At 65.5% G+C, this 25,873-nt stretch carries 25 protein-coding genes and 1 tRNA gene; 9 read left to right on the top strand and 17 right to left on the bottom strand.

Translation table 11 applies throughout. The annotated features are described in order from the left end of the window. Window positions 1-4: 4 nt before the first annotated feature. From J2X92_RS19120 to J2X92_RS19090, 7 genes are all read right to left on the bottom strand, one after another. Window positions 5-679 carry a cysteine hydrolase family protein gene (locus J2X92_RS19120; RefSeq protein ID WP_307577730.1) on the bottom strand — a complete coding sequence of 225 codons (675 nt, stop codon included), beginning with the start codon at window positions 677-679 and terminating at the stop codon, window positions 5-7. Continuing rightward, window positions 676-1,608: an ABC transporter permease gene (locus tag J2X92_RS19115; protein WP_307577728.1), complete on the bottom strand. Its 933-nt coding sequence runs from the start codon at window positions 1,606-1,608 to the stop codon at window positions 676-678. Before J2X92_RS19115 ends, J2X92_RS19120 begins: the two co-directional genes overlap by 4 nt. Next, window positions 1,605-2,756, bottom strand: a complete 1,152-nt coding sequence (locus J2X92_RS19110) for an ABC transporter permease (protein WP_307577726.1) — start codon at window positions 2,754-2,756, stop codon at window positions 1,605-1,607. The genes J2X92_RS19115 and J2X92_RS19110 overlap by 4 nt, the downstream gene beginning before the upstream one ends. Beyond that, a complete protein-coding gene (locus tag J2X92_RS19105; protein WP_307577724.1) occupies window positions 2,749-4,281 on the bottom strand; it encodes an ABC transporter ATP-binding protein in 1,533 nt (510 codons plus the stop codon). The genes J2X92_RS19110 and J2X92_RS19105 overlap by 8 nt, the downstream gene beginning before the upstream one ends. A 13-nt stretch (window positions 4,282-4,294) precedes the next feature. Then, a complete protein-coding gene (locus J2X92_RS19100) occupies window positions 4,295-5,401 on the bottom strand; it encodes a BMP family ABC transporter substrate-binding protein (protein WP_307577722.1) in 1,107 nt (368 codons plus the stop codon). 65 nt (window positions 5,402-5,466) lie between these two features. Further along, window positions 5,467-5,853, bottom strand: coding sequence for a VOC family protein (locus tag J2X92_RS19095; RefSeq protein WP_093017193.1), 387 nt, complete (start codon window positions 5,851-5,853; stop codon window positions 5,467-5,469). A 2-nt stretch (window positions 5,854-5,855) separates the two neighbouring features. Further along, a complete protein-coding gene (locus J2X92_RS19090) occupies window positions 5,856-6,857 on the bottom strand; it encodes an isopenicillin N synthase family dioxygenase (protein ID WP_307577718.1) in 1,002 nt (333 codons plus the stop codon). 200 nt (window positions 6,858-7,057) lie between these two features. Between J2X92_RS19090 and rutR the strand changes: the two genes are divergently transcribed. Continuing rightward, window positions 7,058-7,768 (top strand): HTH-type transcriptional regulator RutR, encoded by a 711-nt coding sequence (gene rutR, locus J2X92_RS19085; protein WP_307577716.1) that lies wholly within the window; start codon window positions 7,058-7,060, stop codon window positions 7,766-7,768. Between the two features lie 183 nt (window positions 7,769-7,951). Here the strand turns inward: rutR and rutF are convergent, their stop codons facing one another. From rutF to rutA, 6 genes are read right to left on the bottom strand one after another with little or no spacing between them, the layout of a single operon-like run. After that, entirely contained in the window at window positions 7,952-8,494 is a 543-nt protein-coding gene (rutF, locus tag J2X92_RS19080) for an NADH-dependent FMN reductase RutF (protein ID WP_307577714.1), read from the bottom strand. A gap of 21 nt (window positions 8,495-8,515) precedes the next feature. Then, the gene (locus J2X92_RS19075) at window positions 8,516-9,112 is read right to left on the bottom strand and encodes a malonic semialdehyde reductase (RefSeq protein WP_307577712.1); all 597 of its coding nucleotides are present in this window, start codon (window positions 9,110-9,112) and stop codon (window positions 8,516-8,518) included. Further along, on the bottom strand, window positions 9,109-9,909 hold the full coding sequence (rutD, locus tag J2X92_RS19070; RefSeq protein ID WP_307577709.1) for a pyrimidine utilization protein D: 801 nt from the start codon (window positions 9,907-9,909) through the stop codon (window positions 9,109-9,111). The genes J2X92_RS19075 and rutD overlap by 4 nt, the downstream gene beginning before the upstream one ends. Window positions 9,910-9,911: 2 nt before the next feature. Next, the gene (gene rutC / locus J2X92_RS19065; protein WP_055808050.1) at window positions 9,912-10,304 is read right to left on the bottom strand and encodes a pyrimidine utilization protein C; all 393 of its coding nucleotides are present in this window, start codon (window positions 10,302-10,304) and stop codon (window positions 9,912-9,914) included. 23 nt (window positions 10,305-10,327) lie between these two features. Beyond that, window positions 10,328-11,119 (bottom strand): pyrimidine utilization protein B, encoded by a 792-nt coding sequence (gene rutB, locus J2X92_RS19060; protein ID WP_307577707.1) that lies wholly within the window; start codon window positions 11,117-11,119, stop codon window positions 10,328-10,330. Window positions 11,120-11,130: 11 nt separating this feature from the next. Continuing rightward, window positions 11,131-12,243 (bottom strand): pyrimidine utilization protein A, encoded by a 1,113-nt coding sequence (gene rutA, locus J2X92_RS19055; RefSeq protein WP_307577705.1) that lies wholly within the window; start codon window positions 12,241-12,243, stop codon window positions 11,131-11,133. Window positions 12,244-12,460: 217 nt separating this feature from the next. On the opposite strand from rutA, the gene J2X92_RS19050 reads away from it, so the two are divergent. Genes J2X92_RS19050 through J2X92_RS19040 form a run of 3 tightly spaced genes read left to right on the top strand, consistent with a single transcriptional unit; the run spans window position 12,461 to window position 14,524 of the window. Beyond that, the gene (locus J2X92_RS19050; protein ID WP_307577703.1) at window positions 12,461-12,913 is read left to right on the top strand and encodes a YybH family protein; all 453 of its coding nucleotides are present in this window, start codon (window positions 12,461-12,463) and stop codon (window positions 12,911-12,913) included. A 47-nt stretch (window positions 12,914-12,960) separates the two neighbouring features. Beyond that, window positions 12,961-13,971 carry a YheT family hydrolase gene (locus J2X92_RS19045; protein ID WP_307577922.1) on the top strand — a complete coding sequence of 337 codons (1,011 nt, stop codon included), beginning with the start codon at window positions 12,961-12,963 and terminating at the stop codon, window positions 13,969-13,971. 4 nt (window positions 13,972-13,975) lie between these two features. Then, window positions 13,976-14,524, top strand: a complete 549-nt coding sequence (locus J2X92_RS19040; protein ID WP_307577701.1) for a DUF2946 family protein — start codon at window positions 13,976-13,978, stop codon at window positions 14,522-14,524. Window positions 14,525-14,596: 72 nt separating this feature from the next. Here J2X92_RS19040 and J2X92_RS19035 read toward each other — a convergent pair whose 3' ends face one another. The 4 genes from J2X92_RS19035 to J2X92_RS19020 form a co-directional block, all read right to left on the bottom strand. Then, window positions 14,597-15,226 carry a c-type cytochrome gene (locus tag J2X92_RS19035; RefSeq protein WP_307577699.1) on the bottom strand — a complete coding sequence of 210 codons (630 nt, stop codon included), beginning with the start codon at window positions 15,224-15,226 and terminating at the stop codon, window positions 14,597-14,599. 115 nt (window positions 15,227-15,341) lie between these two features. Then, on the bottom strand, window positions 15,342-16,766 hold the full coding sequence (locus J2X92_RS19030; protein ID WP_307577697.1) for an efflux transporter outer membrane subunit: 1,425 nt from the start codon (window positions 16,764-16,766) through the stop codon (window positions 15,342-15,344). Beyond that, complete coding sequence (locus J2X92_RS19025; RefSeq protein ID WP_307577696.1) at window positions 16,763-19,924, bottom strand: efflux RND transporter permease subunit; 3,162 nt, start codon at window positions 19,922-19,924, stop codon at window positions 16,763-16,765. The genes J2X92_RS19030 and J2X92_RS19025 overlap by 4 nt, the downstream gene beginning before the upstream one ends. A 16-nt stretch (window positions 19,925-19,940) precedes the next feature. Then, the gene (locus J2X92_RS19020) at window positions 19,941-21,257 is read right to left on the bottom strand and encodes an efflux RND transporter periplasmic adaptor subunit (RefSeq protein WP_307577694.1); all 1,317 of its coding nucleotides are present in this window, start codon (window positions 21,255-21,257) and stop codon (window positions 19,941-19,943) included. Window positions 21,258-21,432: 175 nt separating this feature from the next. Between J2X92_RS19020 and J2X92_RS19015 the strand changes: the two genes are divergently transcribed. From J2X92_RS19015 to J2X92_RS19000, 5 genes are all read left to right on the top strand, one after another. Then, window positions 21,433-22,107 (top strand): TetR family transcriptional regulator, encoded by a 675-nt coding sequence (locus J2X92_RS19015; RefSeq protein WP_307577692.1) that lies wholly within the window; start codon window positions 21,433-21,435, stop codon window positions 22,105-22,107. A 43-nt stretch (window positions 22,108-22,150) separates the two neighbouring features. Further along, a tRNA-Arg gene (locus tag J2X92_RS19010) sits at window positions 22,151-22,225 on the top strand. 216 nt (window positions 22,226-22,441) lie between these two features. After that, window positions 22,442-22,975 (top strand): transposase, encoded by a 534-nt coding sequence (locus J2X92_RS29570; protein WP_373424861.1) that lies wholly within the window; start codon window positions 22,442-22,444, stop codon window positions 22,973-22,975. Beyond that, complete coding sequence (locus J2X92_RS19005) at window positions 22,857-25,391, top strand: N-6 DNA methylase (protein WP_307577690.1); 2,535 nt, start codon at window positions 22,857-22,859, stop codon at window positions 25,389-25,391. Before J2X92_RS29570 ends, J2X92_RS19005 begins: the two co-directional genes overlap by 119 nt. 2 nt (window positions 25,392-25,393) lie before the next feature. Next, on the top strand, window positions 25,394-25,807 hold the full coding sequence (locus tag J2X92_RS19000) for a type II toxin-antitoxin system RelE family toxin (protein WP_307577920.1): 414 nt from the start codon (window positions 25,394-25,396) through the stop codon (window positions 25,805-25,807). The last annotated feature ends 66 nt before the right edge of the window (window positions 25,808-25,873 follow it).

The raw sequence follows: 25,873 nt of genomic DNA, 5'->3' as shown, positions 1-25,873 counted from the left end.
GCAGTCAGCCGCGCCAGCGACGCAGCAGTTCGGCCGAATCCATCACGAGGCCGAGGTGCAGCGACATCATCGCGAGCGCCGCGCTCTCCAGGAGCGCATCGGTGCCGCGCACCAGATCGCGCAAGACGATCACGCGGTAGTTGTGGTTGTTGGCGTCGAAGGCCGTGTTGAGCACGCAGCAGTCGGTAAAACCGCCGTTCAGCACCACCGTCTCGATGCGCTGGTTGCGCAGCAGAAAGTCCAGATCGGTCGGATAGAAGGCCGACAGCCGCCGCTTGCTCTCCACGCGCATGTCGCCGGGCTCGACGCGCGTCATCCACTCGGTCCAGCGCGAGCCTTCGATGGCATGCGCATCGGCATTCGGAATCGCGCCCACGTGCAGTGGAAAGGTGCGGCGCCATGCCGACGGAATGCCGTGGATGTCGTCGACCCCATCGGGCCGCAGCACCGACTTGACGTGCACGATGCGAACGCCCAGCGCGCGCGCCGAATCATGAAAGCTGTCGATGGGCGCCACCACGTCGCGCGCCCGCGGCGCGGGGCACGGGCAGTCGGGGCTGTCGTCCAGATGGCCGCGGTGCATGTCGATGGAGACGACCGCGGTGGTGGCCGGGTTCAGGTAGTCGGCGAAATGCGCCGCCTCGAGCTCGCGCTCTTCGTTGTAGACCCAGGCCTTCATCGCCGTTCCTCCCGCACATAGGGCTGGCCGAGCGCGCCGGGTTCGTCGTCGCCGCCGCGCCGGGCCAGTGCCACCCAGACCATCACGCCGAGCGTCACGGCATACGGCGTCATCATCACGAAGTACTGCGGCAGCTGCACGCCGGCCGCCGCAAGCTGCGGGATCAGCGCCTCGATGCAGCCGAACAGCAACGCGCCCACCAGCGCCTTCCATGGCGACCAGCGCGCGAAGATCACCAGCCCCACGGCGATCCAGCCGCGTCCACCGGTCATGCCTGCGATCCAGAGCTTGGTGCTGACCACCGAGATGTACGCGCCGGCCAGGCCCACCAGCGCCGAGCCCGCGAGCACCGCGGCAAGCCGCCATAGGGCGACTCGGATGCCTGCCGCATCGGCAGCTTGCGGGTTCTCGCCCACCGCGCGCAGCCGCAGCCCGGCCGAGGTGCGCGAGAAGAACCAAGCCACCGCAACGAAGATCGGCAGCGTGAGCCACACCATGGCGTTCTGCTCGAACAGCCGGCCCACGCCGGGCAGCAGCGACAGCGGCCACAGCGCCATGCCGCCGATGCCTTCGGTGGCATGGTTGGTCCATTCGGCCAGCGAGCCGACGAGCGCCGTGAGGCCCTGGCAGAAGAACACCAGCGCGAGCCCCGCGATCACCTGGTTCACGCGCAGCCAGATCACCATCACCGCAAACAGCAGCGAAACCGCGCTGGCCGCGAGCATCGCAAGCACCAGCGACACGGCCGGCTGCCCGAACGCCAGCTGCGCGCCGATGCCGGCCAGCGCACCGACGAGCATCAGCCCTTCGGCACCGAGCGAGAGCACGCCCGCGCGCTCGCTGATGATCAGGCCCAGCGCAGCGAGCGCGTAGGGCACCGCGAAGTCCGGCGTGCTCGCAAGCCAGTTGAGAGCGATGCTTCCGCTCACGCAGCCGCCTCCCCACCCACACGGCGCATCCGGTGGCGAATGAAGAAATCGCTCGACGCCACGCACACCACGATGATGGCCTGGATCAGCTGCACCATCGAGAACGGCACCTGGTAGAACACCTGCAGGCTGCGGCCGGTGACAAACAAGGCCGCCACCAGCAGCGCCACCACGGTGGCCGCGAGCGGGTTGTTGCGCGCGAGAAAAGCAATCAGGATGCCCGAGAAACCATAGCCCTGGTAGAAGGCCTGCGTGAGCCGCCCTTCCTGGCCCGACGCCACCACAAAGCCCGCGAGCCCGGCCATCGCACCCGACAGCAGCACGGCGCCATAGATCGTGCGGCGCACCGGCACGCCGTTGGCATGCGCCACGCGCGGATTGGCATCGACGAAGCGCAGGTACAGCCCGGCGCGGCTCACGCTCACGAGCCACCACGCGAAGAGCGCCACCACGGTTGCCAGCACGATCGCGCTGCTCACGCCGGCGCCCAGGTCGGGCAGCCGCTCGAAGGCGCGGAACTGCGGCGAATAAGGGAAGTTGTCCTTCGGGTCCTTCCAGCTGCCGTAGACCAGGTGCAGCAGGAAGTTGCCCGCCATGTAGTTGAGCATCAGCGTAGAGATGATCTCGTTCACGCCGAGCCTGATCTTCAGCCACGCCGGACCCAGCACCCAGAGCAGCCCGCAGCCGATGGCGGCCGCGAACATCAGCGGCAGGCGCAGCGGTTCGGGCCCGATCTGCCACATCGAAACGGCCGTGGCGCCGATGGCGCCCCAGATCATCTGGCCCTCGAGCCCCAGGTTCCAGAAGCGCGCGCGAAACGCCAGCGAGCCAGCCAGTCCCACGAGGATCATCGGGGCGGCCTGGAACAGCACGGCGCGAAAGTTCTGGCCGTCCAAAAAGGTCTGCGTCACGAACTCGTTGGCGAGCTCGTCCGCGGGAACGCCGGCGGCCACAAGAATGGCGGCGGAAATCGCCAGCCCGACGAGGAGTGCCGCCGCGAGGATGAGCGCCTGCCGCCGCCATCCCATGTGCTGGCGAATCTCGAGCGCATAGCGCCGGCGCGCCAGCGGTTGGCGCCGCGCGCGCTGCGCCGCGTCCGAATCGGTTTGCCCTGGCTGCGCAATGGCTGCGAGCGATGCGTCAGCCATGGTCCACCATCGCCTGTCCAATGGCCTGCCGGTCGGCCGGCTGCGCAAACTCGCCGGCAATGCGGCCGCGCGTCATCACGCCCACGCGGTCGGCGAGTTGCAGCACCTCGTCGAGGTCTTCGCTGATCAGCAGCACCGCGGCACCGCTGTCGCGCGCGGCGCGCAGGCGCGCATGCACCTCGGCGCTCGCACGCACGTCGAGCCCGCGGCTCGGGCTGTGCGCCAGCACCAGGGAGGGCGACTTGCCGAACTCGCGCGCGAGCACCAGTTTTTGCGCGTTGCCGCCGGAGAGCAGCGCGGCCTTCTGCGCCACCGAGCGCACCCCCAGCACGTCGAAGGCGCGCACCGCTTCCTGCGTGTCTTCCTGAATGCGGCCGCGCCGCAGATGCCATGCTGGGCCGTAGCGCCCCGTGTGCACGCGGCCAATGGCGTAGTTCTCGGCCACCGACAGGCCGCCCGCGAGCGCCAGCCCGTAGCGGTCGGCCGGAATTGCGGCAATGCCCACGTTGCGGCGCTCCGGCGCGCCCATGGCCTTGAGATCGCCATGGCCCTCCAGATGAATCTCGCCTTCGAGCGAACTGCCGGCATCGGGCAGGCCCATGATGGCGTCGGCCAGTTCGCCCTGACCGTTGCCGCCGACACCGGCCAGCCCGTAGATTTCGCCCGAATGCAATTGGAGGTCGACACCGTCGAGCACGCGGCGGCCCTGCGCCGACGCCGCCGAGCGCAGGCCGCGCACGGTGAGCCGCACCGGGCCGCGCGCCGACCTCGCCGCTTGAAAGCCCTGCGTCGCGATGGATTCGCCGACCGTGAGCTTCACGAGCTCGGCCACCGGCGTGGCGCCCGGCTCCAGCGTCGCCACCGTGCGGCCGCCGCGCATCACCGTCACGCGATCGGCATAGGTCTTCACGTCGGCCATCTTGTGCGTGACCAGCACCACGGCGGAACCGGCACGCGCGAGGCCCCGCACCGTCTGCAGCAGGCGCGCGGCCTCCTGGTCGGTGAGCACCGCGGTGGGCTCGTCGAGAATCAGGATGCGCGCACCCGCAAGCAGCACCTTGAGAATCTCGACGCGCTGCTGCTCGGCAATCGAGAGCGCATCGACGCGTTTGGCAGGATCGATCTCGAAGCCCAGCTCCGAGGCCTTGTTGCGAATGTCGCGCGAGATCTCGCGCAAGCGTTCGCCGTGGCTTTGAAACTCCGCAGGCGCCGGCGCAGTGAGCAAGATGTTCTCTGCCACCGTGAAAGGCCGCACCAGCTTGAAATGCTGGTGGACCATGCCGATGCGGTGCCTCGCTGCATCCGCCGGTCCGGCAAAGCGCACCACGTTGTCGTCGACCAGCATCTGGCCGGCCTCGGGTGCGTAGAGCCCCGCCGCGATGTTCATCAGCGAGGACTTGCCCGCACCGTTCTCGCCGAGCAGCGCATGCACTTCGCCCCAGTGCGCTTCGAAGTGCGCATCGGTCAGCGCCGCAAAGCCGTCGAAAGACTTGCGGATGCCAGTGAGCTCGAGCGCGTTGGGCATTGGCGTCGCCTTCTTACTTCTGCGTGACCACGCCCTTGACGAACCAGTCCATCTTCCAGAGGTCGGCATCCGACAGCACCGCGCCCTTGGCCACGCGCTCCTTGCCGTCGCGGTCGGCGAGCGGGCCGGCGTAGACCTGCTTGCCCTTCATGATGGCGTCGCGCTCGGCGGTGATCTGCGCGGCCTTGTCCTTGGGCACCGCCGGGCCGAAGCCCGCGATGTCGGTGCCGCCGTCCTTCATCTCGATGAAGGCGCCGTAGGGCGCCGGCTTCCAGTTGCCGGCCATGATCTTCTTGAGCTCGGGCGTGAGGAAGCGGTCCCACACCCATACCGACGAGCACAGGGTGGCCTTGGGCGCGAACTGGCGCAGGTCGCGGTGGTGGCCGGTGCCGTACACGCCGCGCTCCTGCGCCACGATCTGCGGCGTGGGCGAATCGACGTGCTGGCCGATCACGTCGGCGCCCTGGTCGATCAGCGCGGCAGCAGCGGCGCGTTCCTTGACTGGGTCGTTCCATGCGCCGGTGTAGATCACGTTGACCGTGGCGTTGGGGTTCATCTTCTGCGCGCCCAGCGCAAAGGCGTTGATGGTCCAGTTCACGACGCCGAAAGGGTTGGCCGCGACGAAGCCGAGCTTGCCGGTCTTCGACGCCGCGCCCGCGGCCATGCCGCAGAGATACTGGCTCTCGTAGGTGCGGCCGTAGAACGATTCGAGGTTGCTGCCGTTGGTGGTGCCCGAGCCGTTGAGAAAAGCCACACCGGGGTACTTGGCGGCCAGGTCCTTGAAGCTGTCGGAATAGCCGAAGGCCGTGCCGATCACGATGTTGGCGCCGCGCTGGATGAACTTCTCGGCTGCGGGTTTGATGGCCGAGGCGTCTTCGGGCACGTTCTCGACGAACTGGATCTTCTGGCCGATTTCCTTCTCGACCTTGGCCCGTGCCTCGTCAAAGGCCTGCGTCCACCCGCCGTCGTTCTTCGGTCCGAAATAGAGCATCGCGATCTTCGGCTTGTCCTTCAGCGTGAAGCCGTCGGCCGCCATGGCGGGCAACGCGAACGTCGCGCCGCCAGCTGCGAGCGCCATGGCAAGGCCGGAGGTGAAGCCGTGAGTGGGAATGCGCAGCATGGAGCGACCTTTCGTGAGGAGCGTGTCAGGGAAGAAAGAGGGAGGGAAGGGCGTGCCGCGTGCCGTCACATCATGAAGTTGATGCGGAACACGTTGCCCTCGGGATCGAGCAGCACCGACTGGTACCAGTTGTAGTAGGTGACGTAGGGCGGCTTCACCAGCGTGGCGCCGGCCTCGAGCGCGACCGGCACCATGCGGTCGACGTCGTCCTTGCTGTCGACATCGATGTTCAGCAGGAACTTCACGCCGCGCGTGTCGGAGAACTCGGCCAGGTGCAGCAGCTCGTAGGCATCGAGCGCGTTGAAGCCCAGGCTCGATTTGCCGGTGTCCAGTCCGCGGAAGATCGGCGATCGGATCGCCTCGATTTCCGGAAAGCCGAACACGCGCTGATAGAAGCCGCTGAGCGCAACCACGTCTTTCGCAAAGACGTTGACGTAAGACAGATGCGCCATGCTCAGGCCACGGCCTTGGTGCCGCCGAAGGTGGTCTGCTTGACGAACTTCGACGTGAGGTGGTCGCCCGACGAAATGGGCGCGTACTTCGGCTCTTCGCCTGGAGCGAGGCAGCTCGGCAGGCACTCGACCATCGCGTCGTAGTTGGGCTGGTGAAAGAACACCAGCGACTGGCGGCGGTTGGTGCTTGCCACCTCGAAAGGCGGGTTGACCACGCGGTGCAGCGTGGACACCCACTGGTCGTTGGTCCACTGCATCATCAGGTCGGCAATGTTGACGACCAGCCCGCCTTCCACCTGCGGCACGTCGACCCACTGTCCCGCCTTGTTGAACACCTGCAGGCCCTTGTCGTCGGGCAGCACGATGGTGAGGCTGCCGTAGTCGCTGTGCGCGCCGGCGCGCAGCTGGCCTGGCAGCGGCGCTTCGCGCTGCGGCGGATAGCTCAGCACGCGGAACATGCTGATGTGCTTGTCGATCTTGTCGTCGAAGAACGGCTCGTCGAGCGAAAGACCGAGCGCGAAGATGCGCATCAGCGAGCGCGAGAGATCGCTCATGGCCTCGAAGTAGCTCTCGTACGCTTCGCGGAATCCTTCGATGGGCGGCCAGCTGTTGGGCTCGAAGTGCGGGCCGGCGGCGGGGCCGCGGTGGTAGTCGTCGTCGGGCACATTCGAAGGGCCGATCGAGAAGGACTCCTTCAAGTCGCCGGGCGCGGCTTCTTCCAGGCTGTAGGAAAGGCCTTCCTCGCCAACCGCGCTGTAGCCGCGCACCGCATCCTGGCGTGGACGATCGACCTTGCGCTTCTCGGCCAACGGCATGTCGAAGAACTGGCGCGAGAGCTGCGACACACGCGCGATCAGTTCGGCCGGAATGCCGTGGTTCGTGATGACGAGAAAGCCGATGCTGCGGCAGGCCTCGTCGACCTGCTTTGCGATCTTGGCCTTGCCTTCGGCTGTGCCGCCGAAGTAGGGCGCGAGATCGATGATGGGTACGGACAGGAGTGTCATGTGTCGGTCGTCCTCGTGCTTGGCATGCCTTTCGCCATGCAACGTCTGTGCCAGTTGGACCAAATGGACAAAACGCATTTGCCGCGTCAGCATGGTGCGCGCCGCGCGTGCCGGAAGGTCCGTGTCGCGCGACGCGATGCACCGCGGCCTTACAGTGGTGCGCGTTGAAAGACGAGTCCGTAATCGAGAAGCGAGGGAAGATGCCGAAGACCAAGGCGCTGGCCGCAGCCAGCAGCACAAAAAAGCCCAGCCCGGCGCGCAAGCGCACGAAACCGGCGGTGCGCAGCGCATCCGCGGTGAGCCGCAGGCTGCGCCAGATCGAGGACAAGCGCAGCGCCATCCTCGGCGCCGCGCTGGGTCTGTTCTCGCGCTTCGGGTTGCACGGCACGTCGATCGACCAGGTGGCGGCGCGCGCCGACGTGTCCAAGAGCAACCTGCTCTACTACTTCGCGAACAAGGAGGAGCTGTACGTCAGCGTGCTGCGCGACCTGCTCGAACTGTGGCTCGAGCCGTTGCGCGGATTCAGCGCCGAGCAAGACCCGCGCGAAGCCATCGGCAGCTACATCCGCCGCAAGCTCGTGATCTCGCGCGACCGGCCGGATGCATCGCGATTGTTCTGCCTCGAAATGATCCAGGGCGCGCCGCTCCTTCGCGACGAGCTCGACCGCGAATTGCGCACGCTGGTGGAGCGCAAGTCGGAGGTCATTCGTTCATGGATCGATGCCGGCAAGCTCGCGCCGGTCGATCCGCACCATTTGATCTTTGCGCTGTGGGCCATCACGCAGCACTATGCGGATTTCGGCGTGCAGGTGCAGGCGCTGACGGGGCACACGCTGGAAGATGCGGCGTTCTTCGAGCAGACGGTGGAGAACGTGCAGCGGATCGTGCTGCAAGGGATTGCGCCGCGTTAGGGCGGACTTGCTCCCTCCGGGACAAGAAGGCTCAGTGCGGCGGCGCCGGGGTTGCGGACTTGCTCCCTCTCCCTCTGGGAGAGGGCTGGGGTGAGGGCCAGCGGCGTTGGAAGATGCGGCGCGCTTGCTGAGGCCGCTGCCCTCACCCTGACCCTCTCCCAGAGGGAGAGGGGACAAGAGAGGTCAGTGCGGCGGCGCTGCGATCTCGTGATAGCGGCGATCGAAGTAGATGAGGCTCTGCGCCGCTCCGCCGATCGCAATTGCCAGCGCTTCGCAGAACAGCACATCGTGCGTGCCCGCGCTGGTGGCGCGCACCACGCGGCAGTCGAACGAGGCGGCAGCGTCATCTAACACTGGCGAGCCGGTGGCCTTGCGACTCCACCGTGCGGCGGCAAAGCGCTCGTCCATCGGCGTCTTGCCGCCGAACAGGCCAGAGAGCGCCTGATGCCCCGCCGCCAGTACGTTCACGCAGAGCACGCCGTTGGCCGTGAACGCGGGGTACACCGAGGCCGAACGGTTCAGGCACACCAGCAGCATTGGCGGCTCGTCGGTCACGCTGCACACGGCCGAGGCCGTGAAGCCGGCGCGGCCGGCCGGACCGTCGGTGGTGATGATGTTGACGGCGGCACCCAGCCGCGCCATCGCATTGCGGTAGTCGGCCTTGGGCAGCGCATGCGGCGCGCCGGCCGGCGCGACGTTGTTGGAAGCCATTGCGTTCAGCAGCATGAGAAGAAACTCCCGTGGGCGTCAGGCGAGCAGGCAGGCTTCGTCGAAGGCCAGGCGCGGCAGGCGGCCGAACACCTTGGCCGCATCGCCGTGCCCGAGGTTGATCAGGAAGTTGGTGGTCCAGTCGGTGCCCTCGAAGAACGCGGCGTCGACCTTGGCCTTGTCGAAGCCCGACATCGGCCCCGCATCGAGCCCCACGGCGCGCGCGGCGAGCAGCAGGTAGCCTGCCTGCAGGCTGGCATTGCGAAAGGCGGTTTCGTGCGCGGCCTCGGGGCTGCCGGTGAACCAGCTGCGCGCATCGGCATGCGGGAACAGCGTGGGCAGCTTGTCGTAGAACTTGCGGTCCCACGCGGCAATCACGGTGACGGGCGCCGTCATGGTCTTGTCGAGGTTGCCCTTGGAAAGCGCGGGCGCGAGAAGCTGCTTGCCTTCGGGCGTGCGAACGAACACGAAGCGAGCGGGCGAGCAGTTGGCCGACGTCGGCCCCATGCATGCGAGCGCATAGATCTGGCGGATGTGCGCGTCGGTGACGGGCTCGGTGGTCCAGCCGTTGTGGCTGCGTGCCTCGGTAAAGAGAAGCGCCAGTGCGGCGTCGTCGAGAGCGATTGCGTTGGTCATGCGAGTACGCCGGGTGCGCTGACCCGGGAAAGAAAGTCGAGCAGGCTGCGGTTGAAGGCGTCGGCCTCGGTCACGCTGTGCGCATGGCCACCGTGCGGCATGAAGTGGAGCGTCACGTCGTGCAGGCCATCGGCCAGGTGCTGGGAGCAGGTCCATGGCACCAGTGCGTCGTCCATGGCGGCGGCCACCAGCGTAGGTGCGGTGATGTCGCCAAGCTGCGCATCGATGTCGAACGCGCGCAGCGCGGCAATGCGCGCACGCATGTTGGCAACGCCCGGAAAATGCGCGAAGGCATGGTCGACCTCGTCGGCCACGCGCTCTGCATGTTCCGCGCACCAGGCCGCGGGGTACAAGAAGATCGGTTGCGCTTCGACATAGGCACGCGGGCCGCAGGCATCGAGCAGCGCAAGCCGCGCATCGAAGCAGCGCGCCGAATGCGGGTTGGGCTTGGACCATGCATTGACCAGGACCAGGCTGGCCACGCGCGAGGGCTCGTCGAGCGCAAGCTGCAGGCCCACGAGCCCGCCCAGCGCATGGCCCACCAGGTGGCAGCGCGGCGTCGACGTGGCGTCGAGGATCCGCACTACGTCTCGTGCCATGTCGGCAATGGCGTAGCCCGCGTCCAGCGCGGCTGGGCTGCGGCCCGTTCCGCGCTGGTCGTACGCAATCACGCGATGGCCCGCTTCGACCAGCGCGCCAATCTGCGGTTGCCAGAAGGCGGCCGATCCGCCGAGCCCCGACGACAGCAGCACCGCCTCGCCATCGGCCGGACCGTGCACTTCGTAGTGCAGCGGCATGCTCAGGCCTTGTTGCCGACGTGGGCGATCGAGGCGATCTCGACCAGCGCATCTGGCTTGACCAGGCCGCACTGGATGCAGTAGCGCGCGGGCTTGGTGCCCGGAAAGAACTCCGCGTACACCGTGTTGATCTTCGCGTAGTCGGCCCAGTCCTTGATCATGATCATGTTGAACGTGACGTCGTCCATGGTGCCGCCGGCCGTCCTGATCACGTTCTGGATCGTCTCGAGCACGTGGCGCGTCTGCGCGGAGGCGTCGCCCACGTGGACCACGTTGTTGTCCTTGTCGAAGGGCAGCGTGCCGGACACGTAGACGATGCCGTCGGCCATGGTGCCGGGCACGAACGGGGCGATCGGCGTGGTGGTTCCGGCCGGGATGATGGCTTGCTTGGGCATGGGATGGGCTCCTTTGAAAAAAATCAGGCAATGGCCGCTTCGGCGGTAACGGGCTGGGCGATGGGCTCGGGCGCGAAGGTGGCGCAGAACTGGTCCACCGTGGAGACCCAACCGAAGAAGGTCTCGACGTTGTAGACCGATGCCTTCTGTATGGCCGCACCGCCGAGCTCGTGCGTCGCGTCTTCGAGCATCACGGCGAAGTATTCGAGATGGAACGCATCGCGCAGCGTCGACTCGACGCACACGTTGGTCGCAATGCCGGTGAACACCAGGTGCCGGATGCCGCGCGAGCGCAGGGTGCTGTCGAGTGTGCTGTTGAAGAAGCCGCTGTAGCGCGTCTTGGGCACCACGATGTCGCCGGGTTGCGGCTTCATCTGCTCAATGAGTTCGTAGTCCCAGCCGCCCTTGGCGAGGAACTTGCCCGCAAGTTCGGGCTTGGCCCGCATGGTCTTGAGCGCGTTCGACTTGTGCCAGTTGGGTGACCCCGGGCCGCCGGCTTCGACGTAGGCCGCGTCCCAGCCATTCTGCAGAAACACGACCAGCATGCCGGCCGTACGCGCCGCCGCAATGGTGCGCGCGATGTTGGCGATGGTGCCTTGCGCGCCTGAAATGTCGAAGCCGGCCGAGTCGACATAGCCGCCGATCGATGCATAGGCGTTCTGCATGTCGACCACGATGAGGGCCGAGTCGGTGGCATGCAGCGCCAGCGGTTCGGGCCGGGCGGGCAGCACCATCGGCGCGGGTGCGCCGGGCAGGCGCGGGGCACCGACGGGCGTGGTCGAGGTGAGCGTGGTGTTGCGTGCGGGCGTGGCCATGCGCTTCTCCTTCAGGCCGCAAGGCGCTCGGGTTCGGCCTGCGATGGCACTGGGCTCTGCACATGCGCGCGGCTCTTCATCAGCGGCTGTATGCGCTCGCCAAAGGCTTGCACTCCCTGCACGAAGTCGTCGAAAGTGAGCAGCACGCCTTCGGTGCCCGGCACCTCGGCCATCTCGTCGAGCAGGCCCGCCACGGTGGCATAGGAGCCCACCAGCGTGCCCATGTTGATGTTGACGGCCGAGGTCGGGTCGGCCATCTGGCGCACGTTGGTGTCGGCGCCCGACTTGGTGTCAGCGGCGCCCTGCTGGCCCAGCCACGCAATGGCCTCGTGGTCGGCGCCGGCCTTGTAGTGCTCCCACTTGGCGCGTGCGGCGTCGTCGGTTTCGTCGGCAATCACCATCACCAACACATAGGTTGTGACGTGGCGGCCGGTCTTGCGGGTGGCCTCGATGAGCTTCTCGGCCGCGGGCGCAAAGGCCTTGGGCGTGTTCACGCCTTTGCCGAAGCAGAAGTTGTAGTCGGCGTACTTCGCGGAAAAGTCCATGCCGGCGTCGCTCTGGCCCGCGCAGATCACCTTCATGTCGGCCTTCGGTTGCGGGCTCAGGCGGCAGTCGTCCATCTGGAAGTGCGCGCCCTTGAAGTCCGACCGGCCGGTGCCCCACAGGTCGCGCAGCACCTGGATGTATTCCGAAAGGTATTGGTAGCGCGTGCCGAAGAACTGGTCGCCGGGCCACATGCCCATCTGCGAATACTCGGGCCGCTGCCAGCCGGTGACTAGGTTGAGGCCAAAGCGGCCGTTGGAGATCGAATCGATGGTCGACGCCATGCGCGCGACAATGGCCGGCGGCATCACCAGCGAGGCGGCGGTGGCAAAGAGCTTGATCTTCGTGGTCACGGCCGCGAGCCCGGCCATGAGCGTGAACGACTCGAGGTTGTGGTCCCAGAACTCGGTCTTGCCGCCAAAGCCGCGCAGCTTGATCATCGACAGTACGAAGTCCACACCGTAGCGCTCGGCCGTCAGCGTGATCTCCTTGTTGAGTTCGAAACTCGGCTTGTACTGCGGCGCGTTTTCGGAGAGCAGCCAGCCGTTGTTGCCGATGGGAATGAAGATGCCGACGTTCATGCAAAAGCTCCTGTTGCGAGTTCCCGGAGCCCTATGCATAGCCCGTGCCAAAGAAAAAAGTCGTTTTGAATCAATGACTTGAATGTTTAGAGATGTTTTTGTTTGACCATTTGGTCCAAAGTGGAGCAAGTGAATTGCGCCGCGCGCGGCAGCGCGGTGCGCAGCGGACCAAAGCGGTGCGGCTTCTCATCGGTGGAACGCGCGGCAAAATCACGATATGCCCAAGACCCCACTCCGCGCCGCCGCGGCCATCGGCGGCACTGCCGACGACATCGAAACGGCCTTTTACGAAGCGCTGCAGCGCGGCGACATCGATGCACTGATGGCCTGCTGGGCCGACGAGGACGAGGTGTTCTGCGTCCATCCGGGCGGCCCGCGGCTGGTGGGAACCACGGCCATCCGAGCGGCTTTCGAGCAGATGTTCGGCAACGGCGCCATCCATGCGACGCCGGCGCGCGTGCGCAAGATCGAGTCGCTCGCGAGCGCCGTGCACAACGTGCTCGAACGCATCGAGGTGCTCACCGCCGAAGGGCCCAAACATGCCTTCGTGCTGGCCACCAACGTCTATCACAAGACCGTGGAAGGCTGGCGCCTGGTGGCCCACCATGCGAGCCCGGGCAGCGCACGCGAGCCCAGCGAATCGAACGATCCACCCCAGACCCTGCACTGATCGCGATGCCAGCCGACCCGCCTCCTTCACCCTCCATGAACTCGTCCATGGGCTACATGGCGCCCCGATGGCTGCCGGGCGGCAACCTGCAGACCATCTGGCCGGCGCTGTATGCCCGCCGTTTCGACGGGCCGGCGCCCCTGTACCGGCGCGAGCGCTGGACCGCGCCCGACGGCGACTTCATCGACGTCGATTTCGTCGACGCGCCTTTGCCTGGCCCGCAGCCGCTGCTGGTGCTGTTCCACGGGCTGGAGGGCTCCTCCCGCAGCCACTATGCGGAGGCATTCGCGGCCTTTGCGGCCGAGCGCGGCATGGCCTTTGCGGTGCCGCATTTCAGGGGCTGCAGCGGCGAGATGAACCTGGCGCCGCGGGCCTACCACTCGGGCGACTATGAAGAGATTGGCTGGATCCTGCGGCGCATGCACGGCCAGCATGCGCTGCGCGGCGGCGGCCCGGTGCTGGCGGCGGGCGTCTCGCTCGGCGGCAACGCGCTGCTGCGCTGGGCCTGCGAGGCCGGCGAGACGGCCCGGGCCTTGGTCGATGCGGTGGCTTCGATATCTGCGCCGGTCGACCTGACCGCCGGCGGCCAGGCCATCGGCCGCGGCTTCAACCGGCTGGTCTACACGCGAATGTTCCTCTCGACCATGAAGCCCAAGGCGCTTGCCAAGCTGGCGCAGTTTCCCGGGCTGTTCGACCGCGAGCGGCTGCTTGCGGCAAGGGATCTCTACGCCTTCGACGACGTGTTCACCGCGCCCCTGCACGGCTTTCGCAACACCGACGACTACTGGGAGCGGGGCTCATCCAAGCCCCACCTCCGCGCGATCCGCGTGCCCACGCTGGTGGTGAATGCGCTCAACGATCCATTCATTCCGGCCAGCAGCCTGCCCGGCCCCGGCGAGGTCGGCCCATACGTCACGCTGTGGCAACCCGCGCACGGCGGCCACGTGGGTTTTCCGCTCGGGGTGCCGCCCGGGCACGTGCGCGGCATGCCGGAGCGAGTGGGCGGCTGGCTCAGCCAGTTTGCAGCCCCCATTTCGCCGCGCGGACGCGCAAAATAGCTGCATGGACGACATCGTCAAACAGGCACTTGCCAAGTGGCCCAACGTGCCGCACTGCTACGGCTGGCTGGGCCTCGATGCGCGCGGCAACTGGTACATGCGCGACGACCGCACGCAGTCGCAAGGGCCCTTCACCACCGCCAAGGGTTCGATGCTGCGGCACGAAAAGCTGATCGACTTCATCCAGCGCAACTACGACCGCGACGCAGAAGGCCAGTGGTTCTTCCAGAACGGCCCGCAGCGCGTCTACGTTGAACTGGAGGCCGCGCCTTTCGTCTGGCGCATTGCCGACGACAAGGACTTTCCCGTCACGGCCCACACCGGGCAGCCTGTCGATGCCATCTCGGCCTGCCTGCTTGATGAGCTGGGCCGGCTCTACCTTGCCACGCCGCTCGGTCTTGGGCTGGTCCATACGCAGGACGTGGCACTGGCCGCCGAGGCCGTGGAGCAGGGCTTGTGGACGCCCGATGCGGTGCGCGCGGGCGACTTGCCGCAGCGCTTCGGCCACGTGTTGAGCCCGGCGGCGCGCAGGCTCGCAGCAATGGCGAAGTAGCCGCCGCGACTTTGCGTCGCCCATGAAAAAAGCCGGCTCGAAGCCGGCTTTTTTTTATTGGTAGCGAAGTGCTTACTTGCTTGCGCTGGCAGCCGGTGCGGCTGCCGAGGCAGCGCCTTCGGCCGGGGCTGCTGCTGCCCCCGCTGCTGCTGCTGCTGGACGATCGGGCACTGGGAACTTGGCGCCGCCGGCGTTGGCCATGTAGACCACGGCACGGCCGATTTCGAGGTCTTCGAAGTCGCCGCCGCCCTGTGCCGGCATGGCGCCCTTGCCATGCAGCGCATGGTCGAGCAGCGTTTCGTAGCCCTGGCCGATGCGCGGGCCCCAGGCTGCGGCGTCGTTCAGGTGGGGTGCGCCGGGAATGCCGGGCGAGCCGTGGCAGGCCACGCATTGCGCCTTGAAAACGGCCTCGCCGGCTGCGAGCGGACGGTTGGCATCGCGGATCTCGATGGCACCGACCTTCTTGAGCCGCTCGGCCACTTCGCGGTCGCGCGCATCCTTGGAAACGCCGTAGAGCGCCATGTTGTCGCCCTCGGCGGTGCCTGCGGGCTTATTGCCGGAAACCACATAGGCCACAAGGCCCACGATGATCAGAATGGGAACAACGAAAGAGAAAAATACCGCGAGCAGCAGTTGCCTCGGGTTCTTGATCGGGCCGGAGTGGGCTTCTTCTTTGGCCTGGTAATGCGGGTCTGCGCTCATTGGCGTCCTCAATAACGGGGGCTCGTCGGGGGGCTTTTTCGAATCAACCGGCGATTATAGAGAGGCCCTCCGTCCAAAGGACGGAAGGCCTACCCGGGGCCGTCGCGCGAAAGCCTCAGCCCTTGCCGTCTTTAGTAGCCCAGCCGCCGCCCAGCGTCTTGTAGAGCGTGACCTGGTTTTGGAGCTGCAAGAGCCGCGTGGTCACCGCCGATTGCTGCGCCGTATAGAGCGAACGCTGCGCATCGAGCAGGTCGAGCGCGCTCGCAATGCCGTTGCGGTAGCGCATGTCGGAAAGCCGGAAGCGCACCGACTCCGCCTCGGCCTGCGCGCGCTGCGCACGCACCTGCTCGCCCAGCGTGGCGCGGCCGGCCAGGGCGTCGGCCACTTCGCGGAACGCGGTTTGGATCGACTTCTCGTACTGCGCCACGGCAATCTCGCGCCCGGCCTTGGCCGAGTCGAGCGTGGCCCGGTTGCGGCCCGCGTCGAAGATCGGCAGCGTGACCGACGGCGCGAACGACCAGGCCTTGGACCCGCTGTCGAACAGGCCCGAGAACTCGCTGCTCGCGGTGCCCAGGGTGGTGGTCAGCGACACGCGCGGAAAGAAGTTGGCGCGCGCCGCGCCGATGTTGGCGTTGGCCGCAATGAGCTGCTGCTCGGCGGCGCGGATGTCGGGCCGCTCGGCCAGCAGGTCGGACGGCAGGCCGGCCGGCACGTCGGGCATCGGCTGCACGCTGTCCAGGCCCTTGACCCCGCCCGCCGTGGCGCTGGCCGGAACCGGCGCGCCCAGCAGCAGGGCCAGCGCGTTCTCGTCCTGCATGCGCGTGCGCTGCTGCTGCGCATAAGAGGCGCGCGCGGTTTCGGCGAGCGAATTGGCGGCCTGGAAGTCGAGCTCGGACGAAACGCCGTTGTCGAAGCGCATCTTGGTCAGGCGCACCGATTCTTCGCGCGTGCCCAGCGTCTGGCGCGTGAGCTCGAGCAGCTCGTCGTCGGCAATCAGCGTGAGCCAGCCGGTGGCGACCGCCGCAATCAGGCTCACCTGCGCGGCCTTGCGCGATTCCTCGGTGGCCAGGTATTGCCCCAGCGCCTGGTCCTTCAGCGCGCGGACGCGGCCGAAGAAGTCGATCTCCCAGGCCGTGATGCCCAGGTTGACGCTGTACTGCGACGACACGCTGCCCGCGCTGCTGTCGAAGGCCTGGTAGGGGTTGGGGCTCGAGCGCGATCCGCTGCCCGTGAGGCCGACCGCCGGGAACAGCGACGAGCGCTGGACCTGGAACTGCGCGCGCGCCTGTTCGATGTTGAGCACCGACACGCGCAGGTCGCGGTTGTTCTCCAGCGCGGTGCGGATCAGCCCGTTGAGCCGCGCGTCGGTAAAGAAGTCTTCCCACGGCACGGCCGCCGCGGCCGGGCCGGCCGGCTGGGCCGGATCGCCCGGAAAGGTGGTCGGCACCGGCGCCGCGGGGCGCTCGTAGGTCGGAATCAGCGAGCAGCCGGCCAGCAGCATGGCCGCGGCCAGGGCTGTGGGGATCAGTTTCTTGGTCATGTTGCTTTTTCTTCCGTGATGCCGGCTGCCTCTGCATGCCGCTTGTCGGCTTCATGCTGGCGCGCACTGCCCTTGAACAGGCTGCGCACCACCACGAAGAACACCGGCACGAAGATCACCGCCAGCGCTGTGCCCGTCACCATGCCGCCCAGCACACCCGTGCCAATGGCGCGCTGGCTGGCCGAGCCGGCGCCCGAGGCGAGCACCAGCGGCACCACGCCCAGGCCGAAGGCCAGCGAGGTCATGACGATGGGCCGGAACCGCAGGTGGGCCGCGGCCAGGGCTGATTCGATGATGCCCTTGCCTTGCGCCTGCAGGTCCTTCGCAAACTCGATGATCAGGATCGCGTTCTTCGCGGAGAGGCCGATGATCGTGATCAGCCCCACCTGGAAGTACACGTCGTTGGAGTAGGCGCGCAGCATCGTCGCCAGCAGCACGCCCAGCACGCCGAGCGGCACCACCAGAATCACCGACAGCGGGATCGACCAGCTCTCGTACAGCGCGGCCAGGCACAAGAACACCGCCAGGATCGCGAAGCCGTACAGCACGATGGCTTGCGAACCCGCTAGCTTTTCTTCGCGCGACTGGCCCGTCCACTCAAAGCCGAAGCCTTGCGGCAGCTGGGCGGCGAGCTTTTCCATCTCGGCCATGGCGGCGCCCGTACTGAAGCCCGCGGCGGCGTCGCCGCTGATGCGAATGGCCGGATAGCCGTTGTAGCGCACCGTCTGCGTCGCGCCCTTCACCCACTTGGTGGTGGCAAAGGCCGAGAGCGGCACCGGCTGGCCCTGCGTGTTGCTGGCGTTCAGGCGCAGCAGGTCGTCGGGCTGCATGCGGGCCGGCGCATCGGCCTGCACCACCACGCGCTGCAGGCGGCCGCGGTTCGGAAAGTCGTTGATGTAGCTCGAACCCAGCCCGGTCGACAGCGTCGCGTTGATCGCGTCGAAGGTCACGCCCAGAGCGTTCGCCTTGTCGCGGTCGATGTCGATCTGCAGCTGCGGCGCGTCTTCCAGGCCGTCGGGGCGTACCTGCGACAGGATCTTGCTTTGTCCGGCCATGCCCAGCAGCTGGTTGCGTGCGTTGATGAGCGCCTCGTGGCCCGCGCCCGAGCGATCCTGCAGCCGGAAGCTGAAGCCGCTGGCATTGCCCAGTTCAGGAATGGGCGGCGGGCTCAGCGGGTAGATGAAGGCGTCGCGGATGCCCGAGAGCGCACCGAAGGCGCGGCCCGCCAGCGCCTGGGCCGAGTGGGCCGGGTCCTTGCGTTCTTCCCAGTCCTTCAGCGTCACGAAGGCGAGGCCCGCGTTCTGGCCCTGGCCCGAGAAGCTGAAGCCCATCACGCCGACCATGCTCTGCACTTCAGGCTGCTTCAGGATGAAGTTTTCAACCTGCTGCATGACCGCCAGCGATCGCTCTTGCGTGGCGCCCGGGGGCAGCTGCACGTTCACGATGATGTTGCCCTGGTCTTCCGCGGGCAGGAACGAGCTTGGCAGGCGCATGTAGGTGAACACCACCGCGCCGATGATTGCCACGTAGATGATCAGGTAGCGCGCGGCGCGCCGCAGAATGCGCGCGACGACGCTCTCGTAGCCCTTGGCCGTGCGCGTGAAACCCCGGTTGAACCAGCCGAAGAAGCCTGTCTTCTCGTGGTGGTGGCCGGCTTCCACCGGCTTGAGCAGCGTGGCACACAGGGCTGGCGTGAGCGACAGCGCCATGAAGGCCGAGAAGGCGATCGAGGTCACCATTACCGCCGAGAACTGGCGGTAGATGTTGCCGGTGGAGCCCGCAAAGAACGCCAGCGGCACAAACACCGAGATCAGCACCACGGTCACGCCGATGATGGCGCCCGAGATCTGTTTCATGGCCTTGCGCGTGGCTTCGAGCGGCGAGAGCCCCTCTTCGCTCATGATGCGCTCGACGTTCTCGACCACCACAATGGCGTCGTCCACCACGATACCGATCACCAGCACCATGCCGAACATGGTCAGCACGTTGATCGAGAAGCCCAGCGCGAGCAGCGAGGCGAACGTGCCCAAGAGAGCAATGGGCACCACGATGGTCGGAATGATCGTGTAGCGCCAGTTCTGCAAGAACAGGAACATCACCACGAACACCAGCGCCACCGCTTCGAGCAGCGTCTTGACCACTTCGGTGATGGAGATCTGCACGAAGCGCGAGCTGTCGTACGGAATGGTCCACTTCACGCCCGGCGGGAAGAAGCGCTCGAGCTCGGTCATCTTGGCGCGGATGGCCTTGGCCGATTGAAGCGCGTTGCCGTTGGGCGTGGGCTGCACGCCGATGCCGACCGCGGGCACGCCGTTCAGGCGCGCCGAGGTGGCATACGACTGCCCGCCAAGCTCGACCCGCGCCACGTCTTTCAGCCGCACGGCCGAGCCGTCGGTGTTGGCCCGCAGAATGATGTTCTTGAACTGCTCCACGTTGGCGAGCTGGCCGTTCACCACCACCGTGGCCGCAATGGCCTGGCCGGGGATGTTGGGCAGGTCGCCGATGGAGCCCGAGGACACCTGGGCGTTCTGCGCGCGAATGGCGTTGTTCACATCGGTGGCCGACAGATTGAAGCCCTGCAGCTTGGCCGGATCGACCCAGATGCGCATGGCGTTCTCGGTGCCGAACAGCTGGGCTTGGCCCACGCCCACCACACGCTGCAGCTCGGGCACGATGTTGCGCGCGGCGTAGTCGCCGAGCGCCACTGGGGGGAAGTCCGGGTTGTCCGAAGACAGCATCGCGAACAGCAGGAAGTTGTTGCGCGCCTTGTCCACGCGCACGCCCTGCTGCGTCACGGCGGCCGGCAGGCGCGGCGTGGCACGGGAGAGCCGGTTCTGCACGTCCACCTGCGCCAGGTCGGGGTTGGTGCCGGCCTGGAAGCTGATGGTGATGGTGCCCGTGCCGTCGGCCTGGGCCACCGATTCCATATAGATGAGGCCCGGCGAGCCGTTCATCTCGCGCTCGACGACGGACAGCACGCTGTCCTCCAGCGTCTGGGCCGAGGCGCCGGGGTAGGCAACGTTGATCACGATGGCCGGCGGTGCCACCGGCGGGTACTGCGAGATCGGCAGCTGGGTGATGGCGACGCCGCCCATCACCAGGATGAACAGCGCGATCACCCAGGCGAAGATCGGTCGGTCGATAAAGAATTTGGCCATGCGGGCGCGCTCCTGATTACTTCTTCTCGGCCGTGGCAGACGCCGGACCGCTGGCTGCCGCCGCCGGGGCCGAGGCCGCCTGCGCTGCTGGTTGTGCTGCCGCCTGTCCTGCCGGTTGTGCCGCGCCATTCGGCATCGGCTTCTTCCACGGCACCGCCTTCACGGGCGTGCCGGGCGGCATCATCTGCAGCTTCTGGAAGCCGTCGACCATCACCTGCTCGCCCGCCTTCAGGCCATCGAGCACCACCCACTGGTTGTCCTTGGCGGCGCTGATCTTTACGGTGCGCTGGCTGATCTTGCCGTCGGCACCCACCACCGACACCGTGTCGCCCTGCTGGGTGCGCGTTACGGCCTGCTGGGGAACGGTGATCGCGTTGCTGGCCTGCGCCTGCTCCAGCCGCACGCGCACGTACAGGCCAGGCAGCAGCTCGCCCTTGGGGTTGGGCACCTCGGCGCGCAGCGTGACCTGTCCGGTGGTCGAATCCACCGTCAGGTCGGAGAACAACAGCTTGCCGGGCAGCGCGTATTCGGTGCCGTCTTCCAGCACCACCGTGACGCTGGCGGCCTCTTCGCCGTTGGCCCGCTTGTACTGGCCCGCGGCCAGCGCGCGGCGCAGCTTCAGCACGTCGGACGCCGACTGCGTGAAGTTCACGTACATGGGGCTGATCTGCTGCACCACGGCCAGCTCGGTTGCGTCGCCTTGGCCCACCAGCGCGCCTTCGGTCACCAGCGCACGGCCGATGCGGCCCGAAATGGGCGAAGTCACGTTGGCGTAGCCAAGATTGATCTTGGCGGTTTGCACCGCGGCGCGGCCCGCGGCCACGTCGGCCTCCGCCGTCTTTTGCGAGGCTACGGCCGTTGCGTATTCCTGCTTGCTCACGGCGTTGGCCTCGACCAGCGGCTTGTAGCGGTCGGCCAGTGCCTTGGCCTGAACGGCGTTGGCTTCGGCGCGGGCCAGCGTGGCCTGCGCGTTCTGCGCGGCCGCCACCAGCGGCGCCGGATCGATGCGGAACAGCAGCTGGCCGGCCTTCACGTCGCTGCCTTCGCGGAACTCGCGTTTGAGCAGGATGCCCGAGGCGCGGGCGCGAACCTGGGCCACGCGGGAGGCTTCGAGGCGGCCCGGCAGCTCGGTTACCAGGCCCACGTCGGTTGGCGTGGCAACCACCACGCCCACTTCAGGAGCGGGCCGGGCGCCGCCGCCGCCACCTGCGCCGCCCGGTCCGGCGGGCGCGTCGCCCTTGGAACAAGCCGCAAGCGCCAACACCACGGAGGCGGCCACGATCGCGAGGCGCGGCGAAAACGACGATTGACGCGAAACATGCAGGAGAGGCATGCGAATCCTTTGAAGCAAAGACGGGAGATGGCGTGTTCGCGAAGCGAACAGAAAACCAGCAAAAGCAGCCGGGCCATCGGGGAAGCCCGCTAGTTTACATACATTCATGGATGTATAGTGACAACCCCAATGGCCCCACGATACCGAAAGGGCTTGGCTTTACAAAACGGGAGACTTGGTGGCACGTCGTACGAAGGAAGAGGCACTGGCCACGCGGCATCGCTTGCTCGATGCCGCGGAGCTGCTGTTTCAGGCGCAAGGCGTCTCGCAGACCTCGCTGCAGCAGATTGCGCAGCAGGCCGGGGCCACGCGCGGGGCCATCTATTGGCACTTCAAGGACAAGGCCGACCTCTTCAACGCCATGATGGAGCGCGTCATCCTGCCGCTGGAAGCCGGCCCCAGGGCCGCCGCCGCGGCCGGCCTCAACGACGACCCGCTGGGCCAGATCGAAGAGGGCATGGTGCACGCCCTGACCCTCATGGCCACCGACCCCCAAGTGCGCCGCGTGTTCGACGTGGCCACCCACAAGGTCGAATACACCCACGACATGGCCTCGGTGCAGCAGCGCCACCTGGACGCGCGCAACGCTTGCGTGGCCGATTTCGAAAAAGCCCTGCGCACGGCAGCGCGCCGCGACCACATCAAGCTGCCCGTGCCCGGCCACGTGGCGGCGCAGGGCCTGCACGCGCTGATCAGCGGGCTGATCCAGAACTGGCTGCTCGACCCGGAAGCCTTCGACCTGGTCCCCACCGGCCGGCGCACCTTCCGCGTCTACCTGGCCGGGCTGGGCTTTGTGCGGAACTCGAAAGCCGGCATCGGGAACGAAGCTGATGAAGAAGTCGCCGTCTGATGGGCGATAATGCGTGGCTCCGGTTCTGCCGGAACCCAGATTCCTCGCTGTATTTCAACGGATAGAATTCGGCCCTCCGAAGGCTGAGATCCAGGTTCGATTCCTGGCGGCGGGACCAAATACCGAGACCGCAGCGTCTCGTCAAACTCAGAAACCCGCACGCTTGCTGGCGTGGCGGGTTTTCTTTTGCCTGGGGGCATCTTCCCGAGCCGCAGCATCCCATGTGGGCACCTCGTCAGTACTGCTGTCAGAACTGATCGAGGAGCCCCATTTTGAACTGCAGTCGGGGCTGTTCATAACAGTCGTTTTCGGTCGCAGCCGGCATAGTCCTCCGATGATTTGTCACTTGACGAAACCAGTCGAAGTCCATACCCTCGCCCTCGTGTATGCCGCGCCAATTTCACTTGACCTCCTCGAAGAGCGCTTTCCGAATGAGGAGGCAGCTCGCGCATTTCTAGAAAGGGAACGGTGGCCTACCGGCCCTGTGTGTCCTCACTGCGAAAACAGAGACACGGTTTACTCCGTCAAGGCCAACCCCCAGGCGCGAATCCGATCTGGGCTTTTCAAATGCGGCTCATGCAAATCAACGTTTACTGTGACCGTCGGAACGGTCATGGAGGACTCCCACATCCCACTGCGAAAGTGGCTTGCGGCGTTCTATCTTTATTCTGAAAGTAGGGGTGCCATCAAAGTGGCCCAATTGAAAGAAAAGCTTCGGCTCGGCTCTTACAGGTCGGCAAAGCATCTGAGTGACCGTATTCGCCTCGCGTGTTACGGTGAAGTGGACGACGATGGTGCAAGCGCGCCTACTGCGCATGCGCTTGTTTGCCCAGTGCAGTCAAAGAGCGCCAGGAGGGCCGGTGGTTAATCCTCAACGCGTCGCAGAAGTGCGAGCAGAACACTTACTCACCGAGTTGCTCACCGCTCAAGGCTGGGACACTCGGCGTCCGCCGGCAGGCGAACTGCTTCGACAGCACGAATACAAAGATTACCCGCACCTTCGCGAGATCTTTAAGGGTCGAAGCAAAGGAAAAAACGTCGGGGATGGTCTGCCAGAGGCAGTCCTCGTTGACAAGCACACCCTGCAACCGCTGGCGGTGATCGAAGCAAAGGCGTCGATCAGAGACATCAAAAAAGCCGTCGCTGAATCGACTGGACAGTACGGAGCGGCCTGCGTCGAAGCTGGATACTCGCCTCTCGCAATCGCCGTTGCGGGAACGTCTGAGGACGAATTTCAGGTGCGCGTGTCCCGATGGGACGGCTCGCACTGGACTTTCGCAACCTACGAAGGCCATCCAATAGGTTGGATTCCAAATCGGGTTGATGCGGAGCAGCTTCGTAGTCCTGCTGGCAGTGGCGAGCTTAGGCCGTCAGTGCCCCATCCGGATGTTCTCGCGGAACGCGCGGACGAGATCAACCGCTTGTTGCGTGAGTCGAGCGTGAATGACCGATCTCGCCCGGCAGTTGTTGGCGCATGCATGCTTGCCCTGTGGAAGTCGAAGGGAAATCTCCGCAAAGACCCAAGCAACATTCTCCGCGACATCAATCAGGCATGTGAAGAGTCCTTCTGGAACGCGGGAAAACCCACGCTCGCTAAAAGCTTGCACATCGAAGAGGCCAACGAGAAGCTCGCCATCAAGGCGAGGCGGATCCTTGCCATCTTGGAACGCCTAAATGTGGCGGTGCTGACGGCTGAGCACGACTACCTCGGGCAGCTCTACGAGACGTTTTTCCAGTACGCCGGTGGCAACACGATTGGCCAGTACTTCACGCCGCGGCATGTTGCCTCGTTCTGCGCTGACTTGCTAGCCGTCACGAAGAACGACGTCGTGCTAGATCCGGCCTGCGGTACAGGGGGCTTTCTAATCGCGGCGATGAACCGCATGGCGCGAGAACACAACCTTTCTCGTGCTCAGATTGTTAAGCTCGTGCAGGAGCGACTCGTCGGGTTTGATGATGAGCCCATCACGGCTGCGCTATGTGTCGCCAACATGATCCTGCGAGGTGACGGATCATCGAGCGTTCATCGAGGCGATTGCTTTACTGCGAAAGAGTTTCCTATCGGCACAGCCTCGGTTGCGCTGATGAACCCTCCATTTCCTCACAAGAAAACGGACGCGCCTGCAGAAAGATTCATCGAGCGAGCCCTCCAAGGCCTGTCCCAAAACGGGCGTATGGCAGTGATCATTCCACTCTCGCTCTTGGTGAAGAGAAGCAAGCGCGAGTGGAGAGAAGGGCTGCTGAAGAGAAACACGCTGGAGGCGGCAATCAAGCTTCCGGATGAACTTTTTCAGCCGTATGCGGCAGCGAACACTGTCATTCTTTACATCACTAAAGGAGTGCCGCACCCGAAGAATAAATCTGTGTTCTTTGCGCGTGTCGAGAATGACGGATATAGGCTCAAAAAGGGTGTACGAGTGCCATGTCCTGGTACGGAACTGCCGGCAGCCCTTGAAGCCTTTAATGGAAGACGATCGGTCCCTGGGTTTTGCGGATGGGTGCCCCTGGATGATGATTTGAGCTTCGCTCCTGGCGCTTACATTCCGGCAAAAGAGATTGATCCCGCGAACGTAGACGCGAAGGTTCTTGAGGTTATCCGGGGCCGCACAGCGTTTGTGGCGTTGCATGCCGATGACCTCGTTCGCATTGGTCATCACAAGCCGCGTACGCCGGGTAAATTTGGCACGAAGGTGATCAAAGAAAGTGTTGCCGGAACCCTTGGGGCCTACTTCAACATCAGCTACGGTCAGAAGCAGTTGCATAGCAAAGAAGGTCTACGCCCGGGGAATTCTTTGGTGATCTCATCGAGTGGCTTGGACAACGGGTGCTATGGCTTCTTCGACTTTGAAAATGTTCTTGCTGCACCATTTGTGACCGTGCCAAGTACTGGCTCGATCGGCGTAGCGCACGTGCAAGAATGGCCTTGCGGCGTCACGGATGATTGTCTACTCCTGGTGCCTAAAGAGAACACTCCACACGCTTTGCTGTACGTAGCGGCAGCCGTGGTCCGGCATGAGGCTTGGCGCTTTAGCTATGGCCGAAAGGCCACCCCTGAGCGGATCAGCAATTTCCCACTCCCTGCAGATGCGGAAATCGTCGCGCGGATAACAGACTACGTGGCGAGAGCGAATATGGTGGAAAAGCAAATTTTGGAGAACGCGGAAGATGCCTTCGATTCCACGGTAGCGCGTTTGCAGCTGGACCGCATCAAGGAAGGACAAGGCAAAGTCATTCGGGGTCGCGAGTTAAAAGAGAGACTTGCCTTGCTGTTGAGCGCCGAGTGAACATGCCTTTAAACCTAGCTTTCACCGAAGATGCTCTGTCGGCTGTCGAAGCCCTTCCTCGCAAGATTCGACTTCAAGTTGTCAGCAAGATTCAATCATTGGAACAGGACCCACATCCGCCCGGCTCGAAGAAGTTAGTGGGCGTGGAGGATGGTTTGGGGCGGCCGGTCTACCGAGAGCGCTCAGGAGACTATCGCATCTTGTATGTGGTCCAAGATCTTGAATTGCTCATCCTCGATGTTGATCATCGTAAAGACGTGTACCGCGGACGGCCGCCGGATGGCGCATCGGCACAGATGAACTCGGCATCGATGAAAACGTTAGCCGATGGGACCAACAAAAAGAAGAAGAAGCAGCCACACGAGGCGGACATATTGCCGTTCCCCAGTTCGGGGCGGGGCGCCCGCTCAGGCTAGAAAGGGCCACTGGGGTTCGTCGGTTTTTGGAGTGGGCTCTCGATAGCTGCCGGCAAATTTGAGTTT

It is taken from the genome of Variovorax paradoxus, assembly GCF_030811855.1.
GTDB lineage: Bacteria > Pseudomonadota > Gammaproteobacteria > Burkholderiales > Burkholderiaceae_C > Variovorax > Variovorax paradoxus_L.
This window is presented reverse-complemented; position numbering and strand designations above follow the sequence as displayed.